Below are 21,376 nucleotides of genomic sequence, written 5' to 3'. Positions count from 1 at the left end.
GCAGAAGACTTTGGGGTGCGCGATGGCGGAACCTGGCACGGGAATTCCTGCCGGCCCCTAAACGATGGCGCTTGTACTCTCTGACCATGGGCTGCAGCGCATGACCGCCCGCACGCCGCTGCCCTGCTGTTCACTGAGCAGCGCACCATCACCATGGGAGAGCTAGCCGAGCAGCTGCATGCTAGCGTCGGCGCTATCTCCACAGCGCTGCGTATGCTCACCGAAGTGGTTCTGGCAGAACGGGTGCCGTCCCTGGGTAACGCCGCGACCACTTCCGGCTGTGCGAAAACGCCTGGGCGAACCAGTACACCAACCAAAACCATGCCACCGCCGCAGTGCTGACTGTCACACGAGAAGGGCTGGCCGCGACGTCACCCGGCGGGTTGGCACACCACCGGCTGGCCCGGATGCACGCCTTCTATACGTTCCTCATGGACCAATTCCCGACCCCGCTTGAGCGCTGGCACGAACAGAACCCACCGTCGTAGCGAAACATTGTTCAGCGCAACATAATTCATGACGGATTCAGACACTTTTTCGACTCCGCCGTGGTGCTGGCCACCGGATGGTCGAGATGTCGGCTGTACTGAGCCCGGTGGTGCTCAGCTCATCGCTGCGGGCCGCGGGCCGCGATGATCGTGCCGGGGATGCTGCGGGCACGGTTGGCGCCAGTGGGGCCGTAAGCCGGACGCCATGGTTGGCCCCATCCAGCAATCGTGGATGGTATCTGGCTTGGCGGCTTAGTCGTTGGCGAGGCGTTCGAGGTGGGTTCGCAGGTCGTGTTGACTTAGCGGCTTTTTGGCGGTGGTGACCTGGCCGTGTGCGGTGATGAACACGTAGGCGGGTCGGGTCGTGATCCCGAATCTCATTGCGATGGCTGCGTCCGGATCGACGATCTGGGTGAAGGCCATTTGGTGTTGCCCGTCGAATTCGGTGACCGGTCGCGGACGAGTCCGAGCGATCCCGACAAAGGCGATGTCGCTGTTGCGGGCTGCAGCGGCTTGCAGGAGTGCAGCCTGCTGCCCGGCCTCTGGCTGCTGCGGCGCCCAAAACCATAAGACCGCGGGCTTGCCGTACAGGCTGGCGCCGGCCAATGGAGTCCCGTCGAGTGTGCGCGCGGTGAAGTCCAGTTGCCACGGAACACTCGGTTCGGCAATGACTGTCGATCGTTGCGCGTCGCGATCATTGACTTGGTGTTGGTTGCGGCTACAACTGCACGCACCGATTGCTATGGTCAGTAGCGCGGCGAGGATGGTGCATTTCATCGGCGTGCAGCCAGAGAGCGTTCGATAGGTGATATGTCCATGGCCCGCCCGCACGGTCGCACGTAGAGGTGGCTGTATTCATCGCTACCGGCTTGGCCGTATTCCTGCCATCCGTATTCGGCGAAGAATCCCACAGTCTGTTCGGGCTCAAGGCCGAACCGCCACAGTTGTTTGGCCACGACGAGTTCGTGATGGCCCGCCTCGGCTCCATACATCTCGTGTCCGTCCAGAAAGTCCTTGCGCACGTAGGTCAGTGCGAGATGACTGCCGGGCCCGGGGTCGCACAGATGACTCAGTGTTTGCCGCACCGCCCACTCGGTCAGGTACTGGGTCACTGCCTCCCAGATGATGAACGTGCGCATGCCAGGCTCGAACCCGTCGCGGCGCAAGGCATCAGCCAGATCGTCGGTTTCAAAGTCCACAGCGGTGAGCCGGATATTGTCTGGTGGGCTGCCGAAACAGCGTTGCAGCGCCTTGCTTTTGGCGGCAATGTTGTCAGGTAAGTCGACCTCCCAGACTGGGATATGTGCCAGTTGCGGCAGGCGGCAGGCGCGGCTGTCAAAGCCTGCGCCCAGGATCAGGACCGCGTCGATGCCCTCGTCGAAGGCAGCCAGCAGTCGGTCGTCAATATAGCGTTTACGGCACGCTATAGCAGCCCAGATACCGGGGATCTTCTTTTCAGCTGCGGCGATTATGGCGCCGCGCAGCGGCGCCCAGCGGGTGCTCGCGGCGGCCAACCGCACGGCGGGGGGTAAGAGCCTGGCGGCCCATGGGTCGACAAGTAGTGGCAGGGTTTCGTGCTGTTCTGCTGCCACGATGACCATCGGGCCTATCGCGGTCCCGGCTGCCGCAGAACGCACTGCAGGCACCTCATTTCTGGTAGGCAAATACGATCGCCGACCAGACTTCCCGGCACACCGGGTTTTACCTTAGCCGATCCGGCCACTGCTGGGTTGCTATCGGCAGCGTCGACCGCTTACCACCATTGCTGGAATCAGGGTTGGGGCGGCTAGTCGATGCCGTACACGCCGGAAGCGCGTGGGCGAGTTCGTGAGCGGTCCAGATTTTGGTGCCGATTATGTTGGAGTGTAAGAGAAGCAGACTTCGAAGCATTTGGTCTGAGGGGATGACTCCCGGCTGGACCAATAGGCGGTCCGCAAGGCGCCATAGCGTGCCGTGAAGATCTCTCGATCGTGAGGAATCGGCGGCATATTCGTTGTCGAGCTAGGGCAAATGCGTTTAAGTCGGCACACTAACGCTGTCGATACGTGTGTGCATGTGTCTGTCGTTAGCACGCCAGCGTCACGTAGGCGATCTTGTGGCTGACGGTGGGTAGCGAGGTGGGCTGATTGCGCATGTTCCGCCCCGGCTGCACATTCGTCACAGCCGACTGCTGAGATACCGACTGCACGGTGCACTGGGACGGATGGTCGGATCCGACCCTGGTGACAATCACCCGATATCCATTTGCCTTGAGGCTGTTGATGATCCCCTCGGGGTCTTCGATAGGCCCGGCGCGGGCAGTAGATCCTGGCGCCAACACCACCGCTAGCGTGATCGCCATTGCTAAGGTTGCCGGTAAGACTCTTTTCATGGTCGGTGCTCTTTCTGTCTGGTCAAATACCAATGAGCGTGAACACAGTCGGCGTCGATGCGGTGGATTCCGCTCAGAGCTACCCGGTATGCCACTGAAGACCGATGCGAACTCGCGCCACGATATGTTGACCGGCACGACCCAGGCTTGAAGCCGGTGTTCGCTAGGGCCACACGGGGGTACGGCAGGCACAGACATGGTTCCTGCACCCGCATCGACTGTCGCTAGCGATGCTCTCACGGTCAGTTACTCCCTCGAAATGAGGCGCTGCTCATTCCGAAAAGATGATTACAGCCTACCGACCCATGACTGCCCGCGCATCAAGCTGCTTCAGCACGTCGAGCTGGCGGCAGCATCAGTGTCCACGCCTGCGATGGCTGCAGGTTCCGGACATCGTGGTGGTGCAACTGTTCCCGCTGCTGCTCAACGCGATAGCGTTGACGGGCGGTTCGACATCGGTTGCCGGTCAAGCGATCAGTCCCCCTCTACCTGACCCCTCCTGCGCGACCGATCACGCGCGTGCTGCCGGATCAAACCGAACTGCCTCACGCGTCGGGCTCCCCGCTACGGCGGCAGGCCCGGTGGTGTGCATCAAGGTCTACGCACCGGCTATGCGCGCAGCGACCAGGATCACCTGGAAGACGGACAAGTGCCGTATGCAGTGCCTTCCAACGGATTTGCGAACTACGTGCGCGCACATTGCGGTCCTACGCACAGGCGCGAGCTACACGCTTATTTGTCGATGTGACTGTCGAACCACTCCAGCAGTAGTTCTGGATGGTCGTTGAAATAGGTGTAGCCATCGAAGCGGTTAGTGGTGCCCTCGATCCAGAACAGCTTCTTATCAGCGGCGGCAACATTGTCGTGCATCGCCTGAACGTCAGACGGGTACGTCATGGCATCGTCGTGAACCTGGACTAACAATGTCGGCAGAAAGACCGATTTCGCAGCGTCAATCGGCGACAACTGATTCAGGCTAAAGCCCGTTTTTTCCAACATTCTGCTTGCGGCAAGACTGCGCGCCGCTTCCTTGTCGATACCTAAGTTTTCAGCTGCGCGTTCCAGCATCGCCCCGAGAGAGGCGGGCTGGAGGCCAAGGAGTGCCTTGACGTGCTGAAACTCTTCAGGATGTTTGTCGATGGCATGAAATGTGGAATTGCATCCGTAGCAGATGCTGAACAGCCCGGTTTTCATATGCGCCGTATCGTCTCTTGATTTAGCGTAGCGCAATGAGCCGATGACATCCCGATACTCGAATTGACCGCCGCCGGCCCGCCCGTCATTAGCGGTACCGCTCTGACCCATGTTCCGTAGATCATAGGCCAGGATGTTGTAACCGGCGTCGTGCAGCGTCTTATGCTGCTGAACATAGTTGACTTCGAATCCAACAAGGTCATTCGGGATCTTGTGCCCCGGGTACCCATAACGATTGCCGTTTAGAAAGTGGTTCATGATGATGAGACGGTCAGAATCCGCCGGAATGAACCAGCCTTTGATTTCGGTCCCGTCCGTGGCGGGAAACGTGACATCCTCATAGGCCATCCCGTACTCGTCAGGCGTCCGGAGAATATCGGTCCGTGCAGGTCTGGCGAAAAAATCTACGAACTGACGGTATGTCTCGCCTTGTTCATCAGGCATCTGATCGGTTTATGTCATATTCGGGGTCCTCTGCTTCTGATCATTCTGATAATCCTCCGCCGGGGGTGTCAGGCTTATGCAGCGAGATGTTTCTGGAAGAACGGAACAGCCTCAGCGATAGCGATATCGACGTACTTGGGCACGTCATAGAAGTCCATGTGGGTAGCACCATCGACGATCACCAGCTTCTTGTCGCTGCGTGCCCGCGAATGCAACTCGGTGCTGTTCCACAACGAACCTGCTTTGCTCCCAGCGACTATCAGGATCGGCTGGGTAAGCAAGACCTCGACTAGATAGAAGGCATCGAACCCGACGATTTTCGACAGGCTCCTTGACAGCGGGTACCGATTCGTAACGTTCGGGTGCGTCCCGCGCGGCGTCAGGTAATAGTCATTAGCCTGCACCAGGTCAGGCAGGGTGTTCTCGTCGATCTCCTCCGGAAAGAACGGGGCGAAGGTCACTTCGGCGCCCGCTACCTCGGCGGTACGGTACTGCGCCGCTGCCTCCAGAGTGGGCAGCACATCGGAATCCACTCCAGTGCCGTACCAACCGCGGCGCCACGACGTGCCGATATTAGCCCCGCTGACCATACCCACTGCTTTGATGCGGTGATCGGTCATGGTGGCGTTGACGGCGTACCCGCCACCGGCACAGATTCCCCACGCACCAATCCGGTCGGCATCGACGTAGTCCAGGGACTGCAGGTAGTCCACCCCGGCCCGGGCGTCCTCGACGCGGGCACCCGGGTCCTCCAAGGAGCGGGGCTCGCCGCTGCTGTCACCCTGGTAGGACGCGTCCGCGGCCAGCGCGACAAAGCCGTGCTCAGCTAGTCTCTCGGCGTACAAGCTCGCAGTCTGATCTTTGACCCCACCGCCGGGATGCACAATAACCACCGCCGCATAGCTGCCTTGCGGATCGAGGTCACTTGGCGCAAACAGGTTGGCCGCCATAGTGATGGGACCATTGCGGAACGTGACCGCACTCTTGACCGATGTCAATGGATTCTCCTTTATACGAGTGGTCGATTGTTCTTCTGTGTCATCGTTGGCCTGGAGAAGTTCATGATCTGGTGTCTGCGCGCCAGTGCGCGTTGCCATCAGGGTCGCCTCGGCATGCAACGTCTTGCTGGTGGGGCTGCCTACCGTTTCACGCATCCCACCCACGCGGGCACCAGCATCTGCCAGACAGCGGGGTTACAACAGGGGAGAAATTCTGCCTAGGCAAAAAGCGCCCAGGCGATGCCAGAATGCGGTATGACGGAAGACCCACGATGGGGTGAGCTCGGCAAGTTCCTACGGGCGCGCCGTGCCGGCCTGAGCCCATCGATGGTCGGGCTACCGGAGTCCACCAACGCGCGGCGCGTGCCCGGGTTACGGCGCGAAGAGGTCGCCGACTTAGCAGCGATCAGCGCTGATTACTACCGGAGGCTGGAACAAGGCAGGCTGGCCGCATCACAGTCGGTGCTCGCCGCACTGGCCCAGGCGCTGCACCTCAACGATGACGAACGCGCATACCTCCATGACCTGGCCGGTAACCCGCCACCGCGACCGCGACGCAGGGCAACCCAGAAGGTCCGCCCACAACTGCAGTGGCTCTTGGATCAGTTGACCCAAAACCCTGCATTTGTTGTGGGACGGTTCATGGACGTTCTGGCCTGGAACGCAACAGCAGCCGCGCTGTACACCGACTTCTCGCAGATCCCCCCTGCACGCCGCAATCTCGTACTACTCGCCTTCCTCGATCCGTCAATACGGGCAATGTTCGCCGACTGGGACAGTGTCGTGAACACGTGCGTAGGGTTTCTGCGAATGGACGCGGCCCAATATCCGCACGATCCGCGCCTGGCCGAGCTAGTAGGCGAGCTTTCCGTAAATGATCTCGACTTCCGAAAATGGTGGGCTGCCCATGACGTCGCCCGCCGCACGAGTGGGCTGAAGAACCTATCCCATCCAGTCGTCGGCGACCTCACCCTCGATTGGGAAACCTTCACCTGCGCAACTGATCCCAACCAACAGCTCGTCATCATGACACCCGAACCCGGCAGCCCATCGCAAGAACGCCTACAAGCACTGATCACCCATGTGAGCCGATAGTTCAGCCGCTCACCCCTGGTCGCCCGCACCGTGGGCACACTGCAACTGATCTTCGACAACGTCCACGCCAGGAGCCACTCGTAAACGAAACCAGCACAATGTTCTTGGATTGAACACTGCATTCGACACCCGTAGACCTAACCTCCGATATCGGATACAGCGACCGTTTCGACCCGGCTATCGACGGGCTGGTGTTTCACTGCCTGCCCCATGATCTGACAGCTAGCTACATTCATTGTTTGGCGCTTGCGCAACTACTGGCCTGGCTAGTCTCTGCACATCGCAGCTAACTAGCTTAGGTCGTGCCAGGCAGTTGTTCCACAGCTAGTCAGGTCGGGGAACGAACCGCACGAACGGCATCTTTTGCCCAGCCTCCCGGAAGTCTGCCTCCGAGCCGTCAACAGATATTCCTAGGACGCGCGGCAGCATGTATTGGGCTGCGCGGCGGTGTTTGGCTGCGTAACGCACGAATACCTCACCGCTTTCGTCTTTACTGAGAGGAAGGGCCATCACGGGAAGTACCCGGGTGCCTACCTGGATGCTCACCTCGGGTGCGGCCAGGATGTTCTGATACCAAGCAGCTTTAGCGCCCCAGCCCGAAGCCACGACGTAGCTGTCGTGATCGGAGTCGCGTTCAGCGACTTCCAGCACGGTGCGCCTGGGCTTGCCACTGATACGCCCGGTGTGGTTGAGCAGCAGCAGCCGCTGCCCAAATATCCATCCGAGTTTCAACCGATAAAGGTAGATCGGCATCCGGAAGACAGCGCGAGTCAGGCCCGAAGGCAGCGAAACATTTTTGACGATCTGCATGGCGGCTCCTCGTTCGTTAGAGACGAAGCTTGTGATGTGTTGAATAGCGTTGTGTGCTGGTCTATCTCCAACCGTGTGGGTCGATGGGGGCTGAGGCTTGCGCGGTGACAGTAGATTCGGGTGCTAGACCGGGCAGGGCGATCCGTAGTACCCGGGGAGTGCCGAGCCTGCCCGCCAACCATGGAAAGGCTGCATCGAACGCCTGCGCGGCAAAAGGCCAGTCGTGTCGGCCCGGTCGGGTTGACACGGCACAGCGGATGCCGTGGCTACTGGCTTGCTGGCACAACGAATTGGCGGCAACATCCTGGCCCTCGAGGTTCGCGACGCCGTCGTGCGGGCTGTCGCTTACCGACCCGATCCCTGTGGCGGTGAGCAGTCGGCGCCCCGCCCCTCCGGGAATGTCAAACCAGCCTGCCACCGCGTGATAGCGCCCGTGGCGGCTGATGACGGTGGCCGGATCGAATCGCGACCATTCCTGGCTGTCACCGCCGAACAGCGCTGCGATGCTGTGGGCTTTGTCGCCGGTGTTCGGGCTTGCGTCCCCGGCGATATCGACAAACGCGGTGAAAGTTTCGGGGTGCATCACGGTCAGATCCAGCGCGCAAGTACCACCCATCGACCAGCCGGCAACACCCCAGTTATGTCGATCCGCGCTGGTGCGGAAGTTCGACACGATGTAGGGCACGACCTCGTTCACGAGATGATCGGCCGCGTTGCCGCGGCTGCCGTTGACGCACTCGGTGTCGTTGTTGAACGCCCCGGTGGCATCGGCGAACACCAGGACGGGGGCATTTCCACCATGCCGGGCAGCGAAATCATCTGCAGTTTGGGCAGCATGGCCCGCCCACACCCAGTCCGCGGGGCTGTTCAAGGCCGAGCCGATCATCAGGACAACAGGAAGGTGCGGTGCCGGGTCGTGGCCAAACCATGCCGGCGGCAGGTACACCAGCTCGGTGCGATGGCTAAAACCGGACGCGCCAACAGGAATCGTGACTGGTGTGATAACACCGGAAGCTGGCTGCACCCCTGCCAGTTGCATGGCCAATACCGTGCCGCGGTCGACCTGACCTGGAACCGGGGACAGCGTGAGTCGGCTCCACGCCGCATGCACCGTGGGCAGGTATCCGATCCACGCATTCACCGACAGGCCCGCAGACACAACACACAGTGGTATCGCCACGACCGCCAGTGCGCGCCGCCACCACACCCCACGCCAGCAGGCCGCGAGCACCGACACCAGGCCTGCGCCAGCGATCCATAACCACAGTTGCAGCGGTGCCGGGTCGCCGGCAACACCTATCGACCCGAGATACCAATACGCCGTCGCAGCCAGCATCACACCGACCACAGCACCCCAGAGCATGGCTGCGCCCCTGCGTTGCGTGCGGCTTGCTAGCACTGCGAAAAGCACTGCTGCCGTGAATAGTTGGGCCAGCACAGGCAGCCATCCATGAAGAAGTGAGAGCTGCCCAATGAAGTGACGCATCGAGGCACCTACAGGCCAGCAGAAGCGGAGGGCTCGCCGCCAGCAGCGGTGAACGCACTCAACGCCCGCACCAAGCCGCGACGCTCCCGCGGCGCCATCTTGCCGGCAATCTCAGCGATGACAGCCCGTCGGCGCGCCGTGACCTCCTGAACCACGCCTTCGCCGTGAGCGGTCAACTCGACCACCAATTCTCGGCGTGAGCGCGGGTGCGGCCGTCGATCATCATTCCAACGTTGACCAAACGATCGACCATCCGGCCCGTCGTAGACGGCTGAACCCCTAACAACTGAGCCAAGGCGGCCAAGTTGATCGGGCCCTCATTGGACAAGATCACCAAAGTGCGAAATTGCGGAAACGTGATCGTCTCATCTACCTCCGCGATCGATCGCGCAGAGATCGCCAACAGCAGCCGCGAGGCGACCAGCAGCGAATCTGTAAGGGCATCAAGCGATTCCGCTAGATCTGCCTCGTCAACAGTCACACCGTCTCCCTTTCAGGGCAGCCCATCAACACCCAGCCGAGCAATACAATACCGCACGGTAACTATTGCATAGTGCTAGTGTATGCCTCTGGCCGCGCGCTGACGCGACGTATGGATGCGTGGCCGGTACAGGGCGCTGGCGGGTATTACCTGGTGCGACGGAGAGGCCCGCCAGCGCCCCCGGCCGGTTCGCGCCTTGTGCACGGGCCGTCAAGGTGTCGGCGTCAGGCCGAGTGGCTGATGATGCCGGGAAAAGGCAGATCCCGCAGGATCGGGTCATCGGGGAAGCAGATCGATGCCACAGACACCGTCGGTTGTGGGGCTCCGGCATCAGCGGCGATATGGAGGCGATAGCCCGCCGTGTCCGCCGACCACCCCGCGGCGCTTGGGTCCTCGTTGACCTGCGCACCCCAGCTGCGCCACAGGGCCTGCGTTCTGGAGGCAATTTGGTTCGCTTGCATCTGCGGCGATGTCATGACCGCCATGGAGACCTCGAAGCGCACCGCCGGGCTAGCGGCGTTGGCGCCCACACAGGCCGTAGTGCGGCCGCCCACCGGCATGGCGCCGCCATCGAGATAGCTCCCGATCGGTAGCGCGTTGACTGTCTTCTCCAGGTAATCGACCACTGCCTTCTGAACCTGCGGCCGACTGGCTGCGAGCTGCGTCACCGAATGGTGCTCTTTGTCAACGGTATTGGTTGTCAGGCCGCTGAGGGGAGCGGATTGGGATGAACATGCGGTCGCCCCGGCAAGCACGCCGACCGCGGCGAGGCGGCACTGTCGCTGCAGGAAGGCCGAGATCTGCCGCGCAAATATGTGGGCTGCGGGAGCGGGCGAATGCGACAAGCCTGCGCCTCCGAATTCATCGATACCCACGCGGTTTCACTCAGTCCGCCCAGGCCAGCACTGATTTCACTAAAGATAACCTACAAAAAGTATTGCATACTGCTACCGTATCTGGCGGCTGCATTCACGGCGCAGCGGCCAGAACCGAGTGCTGATGGTGACGCCAGATGCGATAGGGACACATCGCCTGCGTTGCTCTGATCTGGGTGAGCGCTGCCGTGTGAGGAATGCGGTGGTGTGCCGGGAAGCCTGGTCGGCGTTATTGAGTCGACCGATCAGAGAGCTGAGGGCGCCTATGAGTTCGGCGGTGGGATACGGCGTCTACGGTTCTGCCTCGGTCCTGGCCACCGAGCAGTACGAGAGCTCACCGCTGATCATCGACCCGTACGCGATTCGTCTGCTGCCTCCCGCGTTACATCTGAAAGCTCTGGCCACACGCCGGGCACCGGTGCGGCGGGCGATGATTGCCGCAACGGAGAAGAAGATCTGCGGCGGGTGGGCTGGCGTGCTATGCCGCAAGCGGTACATCGATGAGCAGCTCATCGAGGCCCTTGCCGACGGACTTGATGCGGTGATCATCCTGGGCGGCGGGTTCGATACGCGTTTGTACCGGATACCGCAGTTGACCGGTGTCCCGGTCTGGGAGGTCGATCTGCCAGCCAACAGCATCCGTAAGCAGCAGGTGGCGGCGCGTCGTTTCGGATACATCCCCCGACATGCGACATATGTTGCTGCCGACCTAGCAACCGAGAACATGACGAAATGTCTGTCGGACAGTGGATTTGACCTGGATATGCGCGCGTTTGTGATCTGGGAAGCCGTGTCGATGTATCTGACTGAAGCTACTGTGCGACGCACGCTGCGGCACATGCTCGCGTTGGCACCGGGGAGCCGCTTAGCGTTCACCTTCCTGCGTAAAGCATTTGTGGACGGGTTCGCCATGTACGGTGCGCGCGCTGGATACGACGAATTTGTGACACAACAACAGTTGTGGCACTTCGGTCTACATCCCGAACAAGTCGCAGAGTTTCTCGCCGAGTACGACTGGGATCTGCTTCTACATGTGGGCGCAGCAGAATATTTGCAGCGCTACCTGCGACCTGCGCACCGCGACCTACCTGTTTCAGAGATCGAACGGGCGGTGATTGCCCAACGCTAGCTCATCGCACGACAAGTCTAGAACTAGCTAGGAAAGCTGAATCACCGTGAAAAACAGCGCAATAACTCTCGTCGCCATAGTAATTCTCGCAACCGGATGCTCACCCGCCCGCACACTGTTTACGTCCCAGCAGCTGCCCGCGGCTAACCCGCACGCATCAACACTGACCGCAGAGCCGCTGGCGCCCTGGCAGCTGCAGTTCATCGCCCAATCACTGGACGGAGGCGGGTTTTCCGGAGAAGACTTGTGGGGCAAGCCGGCCGTGTTGTGGTTCTGGGAACCTTCCTGCGCCGCGTGTAAGTCACAGGCCACGATCGTGCGAGCCGCGGCCGCCAAGCATCCAGGCATCACCTTCGTCGGGGTCGGAATCAAAGCCAGTGCTACAGATCTGCGGGCGTTTACACGCAATCACCCCATGGAATTCACACAGGTCATCGACACCAGCACGAACATATCGAGCCGCTTCGGTATCACCCAGTCACCTGCATACGCCTTCATCACCGAAGGCGGCGTCATAAACACCGCCAAAAAACCATTGTCACAGCACGATTTAACGAAACAAGTCAACAAGCTCAACGACGCTTGACCCACCGCCGGAGTCCATCCGTTCACCTATACGAAAGGCCACCTCATGCCCGCTAAACAAAGCACCTCCAACCCAGAGACAGCGTCGAACTCCACCCCGGGCCGAGCCCTTGCCGGCATACTCGAAGGTAGCGCTGTCGGCATAGAAGGGCGCCGCGCCTACCTCAGTCCCCAGCAGATGAGTCCTGAAGATATCGCCGCGATCCGGCACGGCATAGCCGCGCTAGATGCCGAGCTGTGGGCGCTCAAGCGAATGTTCCGCTAGCAGGTAAACACCCAGGACAACATGCGAAATGAAATCCCGCTCCGGATCAACGCGAGCACGTGTAACGAACACCCGATGATCGAGGATCGTTCTGCCGCACAGGCGCACGTGCTACTGACTTCGCTCTACGAGCATGTCAACGAGGTATCTCAATCGATCATCGAGACTGAGCGCCGGAACCAGAATGCTCCCGTCAGGCCCACCGCAGCCAGACATCGACGCCGTCATCTCATAGCGTTGCGAAAAGACCTGTACGAAGCGCACCGGCTCATCGACGAGCTACACCGCAAGTTTCCTAGCGCTCGGGACATCCCCTGGCCCACGGCCAATGCCCCGGAAGTACCCCGCCAGTAGGCGTCACGAGATCTGTTCTGCCACCTTCTATTCAAACGCGGCGCCTGCGCTGGCTAGGGGTGACGGCGAGCGGTGTCATGGAGCGTGATGCCGCGGCGCCACAGTTTGGCGGTGTAGATGGTGTGCTCACCGAGCATGCGGGCTGTGAAGGTGGCTAAGGAGACCGCGATCATCAGGGGAAGAATGATCGAGTATTGGCCGGTCAGCTCGAACAACGTCACCACCGCGGTGATCGGGGCGCCGGTCGCACCGCCCAGCAGTGCTCCCATGCCTATCAAGGCATAGGAACTGGCAACCACACTCAGCGCCGGGTCCAGCTGGTGAATCGTCTGACCGAAGGCACTGCCAGCCATCGCGCCAATGAATAGCGTAGGGGCGAATATGCCGCCGGAGCCGCCAATACCGATGGTCAGACTCGTCGCGAAGATCTTGCCGACCAGGAGCACCACGAGCATGGTGATCGCGTAATGTCCGCCAACTGCATTGCGCAGTACCGGATATCCCACTCCATACATTTGTGGCAGCGCGACCAGCAAGGCGCCAAGGATGACTCCGCCGACAGCCGGTCGCGCCCATTGAGGCCCGCGCCAGATCCAGTCACAGGCGTCCTCTACCCAATACAGAACCTTCGAGAAGGCAGCGGCCACCACACCGGCGCCCACACCGAGCAGTCCGTAGAGCAGATACTCGAACGGGCGCCGCACACTGAACCCCGGTAGTGACAGAAATGGATGATCACCCATGAGTGCGCGTCCCACCACTGCCGCAGCCACGCTGGAAAGCAGCACGAGCCCGGCAGACTCGGCGTCAAGGCTGCACAGAATCAGCTCCAGAGCGAAGAATACTCCGGCCAACGGAGCGTTGAAAGTCGCCGAAATACCCCCTGCAGCACCACAAGCGAGCAGAAGCCGCAATCGTCGGCCGTCCAGGCGCAGCACCTGCCCCACCGCCGAACCCGTCGCAGCACCGATTTGGACAATCGGCCCTTCACGCCCGACCGAGCCGCCACCACCGATGCACAACGCCGACGCCAAAGCCTTCACGATCGTGACCCGCGGAGCGATCCTCCCACCATTACGTGCCACCGCGTACATCACCTCTGGCACCCCGTGACCACGAGCCTCCGGCGCAAAATGATGCACGATGGGGCCATAGATGGCCCCCGCGATCACCGGCGATAACAACAGAAACCAAAGGCCCAACGCCGGCCAATGTGTGCTTGGCACTCGTCCCAAGGCTGAGTAATCCTCAACTCCGGTAAACAAGCGGGTAAAGAAAACGATCAGCCAACGAAATCCGACAGCGCCCAAGCCGGTAATAACGCCAACGACCATCGCCAACACCACCGTCAACATCCCGCTGTCGCGCCAGCGTCCCAACCAGATTTGCACAGATGAGGCAGCATCAAGCGCGGACGAGCGGACACCGATCATCATCGAAGTATGCAACAGTTGCATACTGCAGTGATCGGCGCCCCCTGGACCGGAAGCCTTCACATCACCGCCCAGATGGCCAACAATGCCTCAATCCGGCAATGCGCAACACCCAAATTCGCGCCGGGTCAGCTCGGCCACAACACAAGTGCAACACCAGCATGCCTCAGCCTGTGTCAGCGGAACTCGTTGCAACGCTGATGATTACGGATTTATGGCCGCTACCAGCCATGCCGACTCGTCGGCGTAGCAGCACCATTGTTTCCAACAGCTGATTCGTAGTCGACCGATTCACTTGCGTCGCGATGACTCAACTATGTGCTTTTATCGTCGTCCCGCAGGTCGGTAGCCGGACACATCGCGTTCTTCGGGGCGCCAGTGTTTGGCGGGGTAAAGCTTCCGTACATCTTCATAGCGACCAGTAATCCCGCTGACCAGCTTGCTGATCGACGGATTGTTCGGAGTGGCAAGGTACTCGATGCTCGATCCGCTGAGATATCCACGCAATAGACGACGGATCACGTTGGTCAGATTGTCGCCTTCGTCTTGGGCTTTGGAGTGTCCTGAGTCCCACTCATGGCCAGGAACTCGCACGGTGCGGCGCGGAGTGACACTCACAGCTGCTGGTCGCTATCGGCGCGCCAATCAGATACCACGCGCACCTGGTGCCGGATACCGGCTGCGCCGTCAAGCGTTTGGCCCATCGCCGAGTCTGCCAGGTATCTCGTGGCGGGCCAGGTGTCGCTGACTGGTTGAAGAATTCCCCTTTCCTGCTGCAGCCCAAGGGAATTGATCAGCTGGTTGCGCAGGGCTGCACCGGCTCCGACGGCTCCGATGCGCAACGGCAGGCCAGAGTGTGCGTGACCGTCCGCGATGTCCTCACACGCGCAAGCCTGAGCACAACCACTGGAATCAAACCGTCCTCGCTGACCGCTCACGCCGCCCGGCAGGTCTTCGAAGAAACCGGCCGAATCGAATTGGCGGCCAAGCTGATCGGCTCCGGGTCACTTGATGGCACCGCCGCGCTCATCGGCTACCAATGGCGCCAAGACGACTGATCGCACATGTCTCTGCCGCCGCACCGCCCACGTCGCACCATCTATGGTGCCGACCGGATCGATCAATGGCGCCGCCAGCAACTCCACACCCCGGACGATCACACGCTGGTGGAGATCGAGAAAGTCCGCGCGATTGCCTCCGACCCAGCCCAATACGCCATCGCCGACCGCATCCCCGACCGCGAACCAGGCACACCGGGGCGGCCTCCGATGTACCCCAACTGGGTGCATATCGTCCACACGTCCCTGCACGGTGCGTTCGGCTCGGCCAATGCCGCCAGCCGGATCATGAACAGCCCCGACTACTGGGACATTATCCGCGGACACGCCGCCGACCACGACCATACCGCTCGTGCCACGCCCCCGAAACGCCACCATCACACCTACGCACAACCGAAGCTCGACCGACATATCGAGCAGCTGCAAGACGGCCTGCGCCAAACCGGCGCAGAACTGGCCCGCCGACTGGGCTGCCTGAACCCCAACAAGCGGGTATCGCGCACCGACCCCACCCGCGGCCAGTTCGTCGTTGGAGACGGCACCGTCGTGCCACCTCCGTACCGCAAGAAGACCGTCGAGCGACTCACCGCCGCCGGGCGCTGCCGCATAGTCGCTCACAGCGAAGTCCAAAACGGTGACGGCGCACCCGAATTCCGCTACGGCGCCAAATTCGCCACCCTGTCCGCCCGGCCAGACAACGCCCGGAACCTGCGTGCCATCCTCGACACCGCACCCGTCCCACATGGCAAGGGTTACAAGGGCGAGGCCGGCATCGCGATCACCATGCTCGACAATGTCATCGCCCATCCCGACCTGCGCGTCGACGGTATCTGCTACGACGGGGCCTTCCGCGGCACGCACATCAACCACGCCATGAAACAGGGCCTGACCGTCCTGGTACCACCACACTCGGGCACCGCCAAACCCACCTTCTTCACCCAAATCACGTGCACATGCCGCGATACTCACGACATCTGGACCCTCGACGGCCGCCTCCATGAACGCAGCATCATCGACACCGGCGAGATGACCTATGAGCCGCTGCCGGTCGACAAGATCTACTCGCGCCGCAACCGAGGCGGCACCCACCGCTGGTACATCGACTTCGCCACCACTTGCGGCACCGTCCAGTCCCGTCGCCTCGACAACACCGACGAGGATGACAAACGCGGCTACAACCGCGCCGAGCACCTTCGCCAGCACACCAAGACCGACACTGGCAAGAGCATCTATGACCGCTGCTACGGCTGGCGCGAAGACGCCGAATCACTCAACAACACCCTCGACCGCACTCTCTACGGCGGACGCATGACCGCCCACAGCCCCACCCGTCAGCACGCTGTGATGATCGGATTCGCGTTGGGCCGCAACGCCATCGCCCACTACCTCCACGGGCGCCGTCAAAAAATCACCACAGCCTAACCAGGCACCGGTCTATCCGCCGCCCAGTCACAAAAGCCCCACTGGACACGTCAGGCCCCACACGCACCGCCTGCAACAGAGCCGACTCACCACCAGCCGACGTCCAGAGCACCCCGACCGAACCGCTAGAGTTTTAGACACCTATTCACACAGGTCCCCCGCCCTCGGGGACGTGTTGAAAACCCAAACGGTGCCGATCGACATCGGCGCTGTTTATGGCCTCGGAACGCGGAGTTGCCAAATCTAGAACGCGTAGACGCCGCGACCGGCCCCCGTCTCTTCGCCGCGCGCAGGGCCGGAGCTGGATAGACGCCACAAGCCAGGCCGGGTTGCGGGGTGTCCCTCTTTAGCTGCGACAATGCTGTATCGATCTTCGTCGGGCATGTAGACCAAGGGCGTCGCTCGGGGCATTCCGCTTTTCCCGACGTGATCGAACGGCACCATCAGGGAAAACCGACACGTGTTAGCCGAGCGTTCACGACTGACCCGATAGATCAGAACGTGACCGCGCACGAGATGTCGAACGAGGCACGAACCGATTCGGCCGGGGGCTGTGGTCGCCGACGCCATACGGCACAGCTGCGAGTGGTAGTGCGCGTTGGTGAGGCATGTCACCATGCGGTGCTGGATTCGAGCGGTATCGATCGGTTCGCTGGCTGACACTGCCGACCGATGCAAGTTGCGCCCATGCAATGTGCAGGCCGAAATAGTCAGTCCAGGAGGATGATTCGCGCGCCAGCGCGGAGCAGCTCAATGGCGGTGAGGCCGCTCAGGGCGTGGAATGTGTCGCTGAAGTGTGAGGGGCTGGCGAATCCCGCGGCGCCTCCTCCACACTCCGGCTCTCAGGCCCGAACAGCCGCCTCAGGCCAATGCGCAACACAGTGCATGCTCATCGCCGGACCTCGGCCGAAGCTGCCGACGCCGTGTTCTCGTCGTCCAACTGACGGCCGATGACGGCCGATGACGGCTAGAATACGTGCGTATCGAACACCGCGCGCCTATGGCGTGACCGACCCACAACGCAGGAGGACTACCTGCGATCGGCAGGTTTGCGCGCACTTGTTAGTTGGAGAGGGGTGCTTTCAATTTCCGGCGAATCCACGCCCGTCCGAGTCATCCGCAGTGCCCAGCGCGGACATTGGTCGAATGAGTGGCTCCAATCATGGCAATCGTTCCCTGCCACAGGAAATTTCGATTTCGCGGCCAATGCGCATGGTGTGCTGATGGTGCACAACGAAGACACCATTGAGCCGGGCGAAGGTTTCGACATGCACGCGCACCGGGACGTGGAAATCATCACGTGGGTGCTTGAGGGCTCAGTTGTACACAGGGATTCGCTGGGGAACGAGGGCGTCATCTATCCAGGGCTTGCCCAGCGCATGAGTGCGGGGACCGGGATCGTGCACGCCGAACGCAACGGGGCAGGACGACGTGAACGTTCACGGCTCCGGGTGGTGCAGATGTGGATCCCGCCGGATGAACTGCATCGGCCACCGGGCTATCAGGAACTGGACATTGCCGCCGAGCTTGCCGGCAACACACTGGTGCCCATGGCGTCCGGGATGCCCAAACACCGCAACGATGCCGCGATCACATTCGGAAATCGTTACGCTACTTTGCATGTCGCGCGATTAGACGCCGGACGGTCCATTCAGGTGCCAGACGCCCCCCACGGGCATGTCTTCGTTGCCCGCGGCGAGGTCGAATTCGAAGGTTACGGTCAGCTTCAGCAAGGTGACGCGGTCCGGCTCACCCGTACCGGTGGGCATCGGCTTACTGCCGAAAAGGACGGTGCCGAACTGCTTGTTTGGGAGATGCACGGCATTGCCGCCAACGTCTAAGTCCAGGACACGCAGCTGGAAGCACGTGCGGGCGCCCCGGCTAGTCTTCGACCACGCCGCCGCCACCGGGCTTTGCAGCCGCGCGGCGCCCACGAGAGCACCATGAACCACGTCAGCGGTCAGCGGCGCGGCGATGGCTGAGCACACCCGCGCAACCGACGGGCTGCGCCGCCACGCCCAGCAGCGCTGCGACGAGGCTCGCCGCCGCATCGACAAAGCCATCCGCAATCTGCGCAAACACGGCGAGCCGATCAACGTTAACGCCGTTGCCCGCACCGCCAAGGTCACCCGTAAAACCATCTACGCCCACCCCGACCTGCTGGAGGTGATCCGCGCTCAGACGCTGCGCCGCCAGCTGGCCACCCAGCAAACCCACCTGTCCAAACTCAGAACCGAACTCAAAGCCCGCGACGAAGCGCTGGCGGCCGCGCACGGCGAAATCGCCCGCCTCTCAAACGGTCAGCGCTAGAACAACTTCAGGAACAGCTGGCCCGTGCCAAATGCCCAACGTCTCAGGGCAGATCGAACTACGGTTGAGACAACCAGAGCAAGGAGGCCCAGATGGTTGCTCAGGTAGATCGCGGCATGGTTGCGGCCCGCTACTGCCCGGCCTGTGGCGCTCAGATACCGGACCGGTTGCGCCACGATGCTCTCTATTGTTCATCCGCGTGCCGGGCAAAGCATTGGCGTTGGGCCCAACGCAGCCGCTCGCGGATCTGCGCGATGCGCGGCGGGGGCCAGTTGCGGGCCCGATGCGCTGAGTGTGAGAGCACCTGGGTCGTCGGACTCGAGCACCGCGCTGGGACTATTTACTGTTCGCATCGGTGCCGGACCCGGGCTTGGCGGCGTTGCCGTTCGCTGCAGACGTCACCGTGACCGTTACCGCGAACGGCTACACAATCCCTTTCACACCGGGCTTGACCTGCGTAATTAATGATCCGAAACTCTTGATCGGCGGCCTCGGGGAGCGCACAATGATGCATCAGCCGGTTTGCAGCCGTTCTTCAAGCGGCACCGGTGCGCGCAAGAAGGTGATAGACACAAGCACATCGATCATGCGGGCCCCCGCTGCAGCGCAGGGGTTCGGCCCACGGCGCACAGACAGTGCGACCGCGGTGCATCGAGCACCAGGTGCAGTGCAGGCCCGCGTGGCCCCGGACAGGGGAATCACGCGAGGAGACAACAATGCCCGAAAAAATCGGAAACGTCAGTAAGCGCCGCTATGACCAGCTGGTCACCGAGGGACGCAACCTGGTCGAGCAGCAATCACGCTGCCAGTTCGAACTCGGTGACCGAGCCCTGGAAATCGAGCCGCTGCAGCCGCGCGGCGGAGCGCACCCCGGCCCGGGCGTCGAGCTGCTCAGCGTCACCGACGCGATCGCCATGTACGCCCAAGACATTGGCCTGGCGGCATCGACAATCATGGACTACCGGTGGGTCGCCTCACGATGGCCCAACGGTCAGCGAGTGCACACCGTGTCGCACTACATCCACAAGGTGCTCGCCGGCCACGACAACCGGTACGCACTGATACAAAAGCCACCCAAGAACGGCCGTACTGGTGAGCGCCGATGGGATAGCGAGGCTGCCCGCCGGGCAGTAGGGTGGACGCCACGCACCCCAGTTACCAGCCAGGAGAAAGTCAACCAGGTCCACGATCTGACCAAGGACGATCACGTCGCGGTATCGGTGGCCCGGGACCTGCTCAAACGCCCCAACGTCGCATTCGAAGCCATGGGCGACCAATCAGCACGCCACGCGGTCAACAGCGCCCAATACGACCGATCCCGGCAAACAATCGTGTGCGCACGCCAGCGCACACCGGCCATCCGGGCGCTTTCGCACAGCATCGAATACATCGATCTGGTGGGTGCCTGCGCCCAGTTCGTCGCCGGCGTAGGCCGCATCCTGCCCAACCTGCGTGGCCAGGAGTTCAGCACTGAGGAAAGGGCCGCAGTCGAGCAGAATCTGGCCCGGGTGCGCAGCACGGCCGACTGGATACAACACGCGATGGACACCGGGGATGTCAGCCTTGATGAGGCGCTTGCCGAATTACTCAAAGGCGGGTGAACCATGCCCCACCGCATCCCCCGCACCGTCAAATCCGAGCGCGTGCGTTTGGCACTTCTACAAGCCCGCCCTGGCGGGCTCACCCTGCAACAGCTGTGTGCCGCAACAGGTCTGACCGCAAGCCAGATCCGTGATGGTCTCAGAGAGATCAAGGAACACGCCGCCATGGAACACATGACCCCTTTTGCCTGGTCCCGCAAGAACGGCTACGCCTTTCCCGAGGAACCCTCAGACTGGATCGCCTACGAACGAGCCCAAGCCCACACCGCACTAACCCGATTCGTGCGCCTGATCACCGGCACCGTCTATCCCCACCAGCAACTTCTGCCGCACGATGACTACGCCAGGCTGCTGCTGGATCAACTCGTCGGCGTGCGTGCATCACTGGAAAGCATCACCCGGCTAGCCAGCTGAGCACCAACCGTCACGGTGCACCACAGGACCAAGACACTGACCCACAGTCACCGGAGCATCTGAGGTCCTGATGAACAATTAGCCGACCGAGGATCCCCGCCCCTTGCCGTCGGGCGATGACGGCGGCACCTGTGACATCTGCGGCATTTGTGGCGCCGCCCTACCCATAGAGCTCGGCCCAGGCCCGTCGCATTCAGACCTCTGTTGACGGCGACCCGCGCCCTGGTCCTGGTCTTTGTCTTTGCCCTTTTCCTGGTGTCGCTGTCGTGCGTCCCGGTCGTAGGCGTCCAGGATTTCCTGCAAGCGGGGATCGATATGCGCCTTGGGCGCTCGTCCCTGGTCGAATGTGTTGTTGGTGGTCATGGCGCGCACCGTAGAGCAGGCGTTGCAGCCAGGCCGAACGCGGCGCGCATACGCGCCGCCAGATGGTTGGGGGCACGGCCTCGCGGTGTGGATTCGCGCTGACCTCATCGGGTCGCCGCAAATGGATCACCCCAATCCGCTCCGCCGGTGTGGGTGTGGCCACATGCGGCGAGTCTGAGGCGGGTCACAGCTGCACATTA

22 protein-coding genes and 2 pseudogenes are annotated in these 21,376 nt (G+C 61.7%); 12 read left to right on the top strand and 12 right to left on the bottom strand.

Translation table 11 applies throughout. From position 1 onward, the window contains the following. Window positions 1-64: 64 nt before the first annotated feature. Window positions 65-488 (top strand): annotated as a pseudogene (locus tag BB28_RS25685) (GbsR/MarR family transcriptional regulator). Window positions 489-740: 252 nt separating this feature from the next. Here BB28_RS25685 and BB28_RS04820 read toward each other — a convergent pair. The 5 genes from BB28_RS04820 to BB28_RS04800 all read right to left on the bottom strand — a co-directional run bounded on the left by BB28_RS04820 (window position 741) and on the right by BB28_RS04800 (window position 5,651). After that, window positions 741-1,265, bottom strand: coding sequence for a redoxin domain-containing protein (locus BB28_RS04820; protein ID WP_081252210.1), 525 nt, complete (start codon window positions 1,263-1,265; stop codon window positions 741-743). Beyond that, window positions 1,262-2,125 (bottom strand): SAM-dependent methyltransferase, encoded by an 864-nt coding sequence (locus BB28_RS04815; RefSeq protein WP_225421994.1) that lies wholly within the window; start codon window positions 2,123-2,125, stop codon window positions 1,262-1,264. Before BB28_RS04815 ends, BB28_RS04820 begins: the two co-directional genes overlap by 4 nt. A 428-nt stretch (window positions 2,126-2,553) precedes the next feature. Further along, window positions 2,554-2,829, bottom strand: a complete 276-nt coding sequence (locus BB28_RS04810; RefSeq protein ID WP_109394729.1) for a hypothetical protein — start codon at window positions 2,827-2,829, stop codon at window positions 2,554-2,556. Between the two features lie 762 nt (window positions 2,830-3,591). Beyond that, entirely contained in the window at window positions 3,592-4,497 is a 906-nt protein-coding gene (locus tag BB28_RS04805; RefSeq protein ID WP_064393402.1) for an alpha/beta hydrolase, read from the bottom strand. Window positions 4,498-4,571: 74 nt separating this feature from the next. Then, the gene (locus BB28_RS04800) at window positions 4,572-5,651 is read right to left on the bottom strand and encodes an alpha/beta hydrolase (protein ID WP_225421993.1); all 1,080 of its coding nucleotides are present in this window, start codon (window positions 5,649-5,651) and stop codon (window positions 4,572-4,574) included. Window positions 5,652-5,750: 99 nt separating this feature from the next. Between BB28_RS04800 and BB28_RS04795 the strand changes: the two genes are divergently transcribed. Further along, complete coding sequence (locus tag BB28_RS04795) at window positions 5,751-6,590, top strand: helix-turn-helix transcriptional regulator (protein WP_064393401.1); 840 nt, start codon at window positions 5,751-5,753, stop codon at window positions 6,588-6,590. A 324-nt stretch (window positions 6,591-6,914) separates the two neighbouring features. On the opposite strand, the gene BB28_RS04790 is transcribed toward BB28_RS04795, so the two are convergent. The 4 genes and pseudogenes from BB28_RS04790 to BB28_RS04775 all read right to left on the bottom strand — a co-directional run bounded on the left by BB28_RS04790 (window position 6,915) and on the right by BB28_RS04775 (window position 10,242). Continuing rightward, a complete protein-coding gene (locus tag BB28_RS04790; protein WP_064393399.1) occupies window positions 6,915-7,400 on the bottom strand; it encodes a nitroreductase family deazaflavin-dependent oxidoreductase in 486 nt (161 codons plus the stop codon). A 61-nt stretch (window positions 7,401-7,461) separates the two neighbouring features. Beyond that, window positions 7,462-8,886: an alpha/beta hydrolase gene (locus BB28_RS04785; protein WP_064393397.1), complete on the bottom strand. Its 1,425-nt coding sequence runs from the start codon at window positions 8,884-8,886 to the stop codon at window positions 7,462-7,464. A gap of 8 nt (window positions 8,887-8,894) precedes the next feature. After that, window positions 8,895-9,367 (bottom strand): annotated as a pseudogene (locus tag BB28_RS04780) (MarR family winged helix-turn-helix transcriptional regulator). Window positions 9,368-9,591: 224 nt separating this feature from the next. After that, window positions 9,592-10,242: a hypothetical protein gene (locus BB28_RS04775; RefSeq protein ID WP_057966290.1), complete on the bottom strand. Its 651-nt coding sequence runs from the start codon at window positions 10,240-10,242 to the stop codon at window positions 9,592-9,594. A gap of 265 nt (window positions 10,243-10,507) precedes the next feature. On the opposite strand from BB28_RS04775, the gene BB28_RS04770 reads away from it, so the two are divergent. From BB28_RS04770 to BB28_RS04755, 4 genes are read left to right on the top strand one after another with little or no spacing between them, the layout of a single operon-like run. Next, window positions 10,508-11,371 (top strand): SAM-dependent methyltransferase, encoded by an 864-nt coding sequence (locus BB28_RS04770; protein ID WP_064393395.1) that lies wholly within the window; start codon window positions 10,508-10,510, stop codon window positions 11,369-11,371. Between the two features lie 46 nt (window positions 11,372-11,417). Beyond that, the gene (locus BB28_RS04765) at window positions 11,418-11,957 is read left to right on the top strand and encodes a redoxin domain-containing protein (RefSeq protein WP_157889425.1); all 540 of its coding nucleotides are present in this window, start codon (window positions 11,418-11,420) and stop codon (window positions 11,955-11,957) included. A gap of 45 nt (window positions 11,958-12,002) precedes the next feature. Further along, window positions 12,003-12,221: a hypothetical protein gene (locus BB28_RS04760; RefSeq protein WP_064393391.1), complete on the top strand. Its 219-nt coding sequence runs from the start codon at window positions 12,003-12,005 to the stop codon at window positions 12,219-12,221. A 21-nt stretch (window positions 12,222-12,242) separates the two neighbouring features. Beyond that, complete coding sequence (locus tag BB28_RS04755) at window positions 12,243-12,575, top strand: hypothetical protein (protein WP_225421992.1); 333 nt, start codon at window positions 12,243-12,245, stop codon at window positions 12,573-12,575. A 53-nt stretch (window positions 12,576-12,628) separates the two neighbouring features. Here the strand turns inward: BB28_RS04755 and BB28_RS04750 are convergent, their stop codons facing one another. Further along, entirely contained in the window at window positions 12,629-14,011 is a 1,383-nt protein-coding gene (locus tag BB28_RS04750; protein ID WP_225421991.1) for a chloride channel protein, read from the bottom strand. Window positions 14,012-14,332: 321 nt separating this feature from the next. Next, window positions 14,333-14,626 carry a hypothetical protein gene (locus tag BB28_RS04745; protein ID WP_064393389.1) on the bottom strand — a complete coding sequence of 98 codons (294 nt, stop codon included), beginning with the start codon at window positions 14,624-14,626 and terminating at the stop codon, window positions 14,333-14,335. A gap of 134 nt (window positions 14,627-14,760) precedes the next feature. Here BB28_RS04745 and BB28_RS24935 point away from each other — a divergent pair, with 134 nt between their 5' ends. The 6 genes from BB28_RS24935 (at window position 14,761) to BB28_RS04710 (ending at window position 20,813) form a co-directional block, all read left to right on the top strand. Continuing rightward, window positions 14,761-15,066 carry a hypothetical protein gene (locus BB28_RS24935; RefSeq protein ID WP_235604545.1) on the top strand — a complete coding sequence of 102 codons (306 nt, stop codon included), beginning with the start codon at window positions 14,761-14,763 and terminating at the stop codon, window positions 15,064-15,066. Between the two features lie 6 nt (window positions 15,067-15,072). Further along, window positions 15,073-16,488 (top strand): hypothetical protein, encoded by a 1,416-nt coding sequence (locus BB28_RS25475; protein ID WP_225421989.1) that lies wholly within the window; start codon window positions 15,073-15,075, stop codon window positions 16,486-16,488. Between the two features lie 1,085 nt (window positions 16,489-17,573). Then, window positions 17,574-18,329, top strand: a complete 756-nt coding sequence (locus BB28_RS04725) for a pirin family protein (protein WP_064393565.1) — start codon at window positions 17,574-17,576, stop codon at window positions 18,327-18,329. 133 nt (window positions 18,330-18,462) lie between these two features. Then, window positions 18,463-18,798, top strand: coding sequence for a DUF6262 family protein (locus tag BB28_RS04720; RefSeq protein WP_064393385.1), 336 nt, complete (start codon window positions 18,463-18,465; stop codon window positions 18,796-18,798). A gap of 716 nt (window positions 18,799-19,514) precedes the next feature. Then, window positions 19,515-20,399, top strand: a complete 885-nt coding sequence (locus BB28_RS04715; RefSeq protein WP_064393383.1) for a DUF6192 family protein — start codon at window positions 19,515-19,517, stop codon at window positions 20,397-20,399. A gap of 3 nt (window positions 20,400-20,402) precedes the next feature. After that, window positions 20,403-20,813 (top strand): hypothetical protein, encoded by a 411-nt coding sequence (locus BB28_RS04710; protein ID WP_052511081.1) that lies wholly within the window; start codon window positions 20,403-20,405, stop codon window positions 20,811-20,813. 78 nt (window positions 20,814-20,891) lie between these two features. Here BB28_RS04710 and BB28_RS04705 read toward each other — a convergent pair whose 3' ends face one another. Continuing rightward, window positions 20,892-21,176: a hypothetical protein gene (locus tag BB28_RS04705; protein WP_064393381.1), complete on the bottom strand. Its 285-nt coding sequence runs from the start codon at window positions 21,174-21,176 to the stop codon at window positions 20,892-20,894. Window positions 21,177-21,376 lie beyond the last annotated feature (200 nt).

The sequence above is a fragment of the Mycobacteroides chelonae CCUG 47445 genome (assembly GCF_001632805.1).
Lineage (GTDB): Bacteria > Actinomycetota > Actinomycetes > Mycobacteriales > Mycobacteriaceae > Mycobacterium > Mycobacterium chelonae.
Note: the sequence above shows the minus strand (reverse complement) of the source record. Positions and strands in the feature narration are given on the sequence as shown.

Excerpts from the sequence above, each read along its gene's own strand:
- BB28_RS04770 (WP_064393395.1), top strand. The coding sequence starts at position 10,508 with ATGAGTTCGGCGGTGGGATACGGCGTCTACGGTTCTGCCTCGGTCCTG.
- BB28_RS04710 (WP_052511081.1), top strand. The coding sequence starts at position 20,403 with ATGCCCCACCGCATCCCCCGCACCGTCAAATCCGAGCGCGTGCGTTTG.
- BB28_RS04705 (WP_064393381.1), bottom strand. The coding sequence starts at position 21,176 with ATGACCACCAACAACACATTCGACCAGGGACGAGCGCCCAAGGCGCAT.
- BB28_RS04750 (WP_225421991.1), bottom strand. The coding sequence starts at position 14,011 with ATGATGATCGGTGTCCGCTCGTCCGCGCTTGATGCTGCCTCATCTGTG.
- BB28_RS25475 (WP_225421989.1), top strand. The coding sequence starts at position 15,073 with ATGTCTCTGCCGCCGCACCGCCCACGTCGCACCATCTATGGTGCCGAC.
- BB28_RS04805 (WP_064393402.1), bottom strand. The coding sequence starts at position 4,497 with ATGCCTGATGAACAAGGCGAGACATACCGTCAGTTCGTAGATTTTTTC.
- BB28_RS04820 (WP_081252210.1), bottom strand. The coding sequence starts at position 1,265 with ATGAAATGCACCATCCTCGCCGCGCTACTGACCATAGCAATCGGTGCG.
- BB28_RS04795 (WP_064393401.1), top strand. The coding sequence starts at position 5,751 with ATGACGGAAGACCCACGATGGGGTGAGCTCGGCAAGTTCCTACGGGCG.
- BB28_RS04760 (WP_064393391.1), top strand. The coding sequence starts at position 12,003 with ATGCCCGCTAAACAAAGCACCTCCAACCCAGAGACAGCGTCGAACTCC.
- BB28_RS04720 (WP_064393385.1), top strand. The coding sequence starts at position 18,463 with ATGGCTGAGCACACCCGCGCAACCGACGGGCTGCGCCGCCACGCCCAG.
- BB28_RS04785 (WP_064393397.1), bottom strand. The coding sequence starts at position 8,886 with ATGCGTCACTTCATTGGGCAGCTCTCACTTCTTCATGGATGGCTGCCT.
- BB28_RS04800 (WP_225421993.1), bottom strand. The coding sequence starts at position 5,651 with ATGCGTGAAACGGTAGGCAGCCCCACCAGCAAGACGTTGCATGCCGAG.
- BB28_RS04755 (WP_225421992.1), top strand. The coding sequence starts at position 12,243 with ATGCGAAATGAAATCCCGCTCCGGATCAACGCGAGCACGTGTAACGAA.
- BB28_RS04715 (WP_064393383.1), top strand. The coding sequence starts at position 19,515 with ATGCCCGAAAAAATCGGAAACGTCAGTAAGCGCCGCTATGACCAGCTG.
- BB28_RS04790 (WP_064393399.1), bottom strand. The coding sequence starts at position 7,400 with ATGCAGATCGTCAAAAATGTTTCGCTGCCTTCGGGCCTGACTCGCGCT.
- BB28_RS04810 (WP_109394729.1), bottom strand. The coding sequence starts at position 2,829 with ATGGCGATCACGCTAGCGGTGGTGTTGGCGCCAGGATCTACTGCCCGC.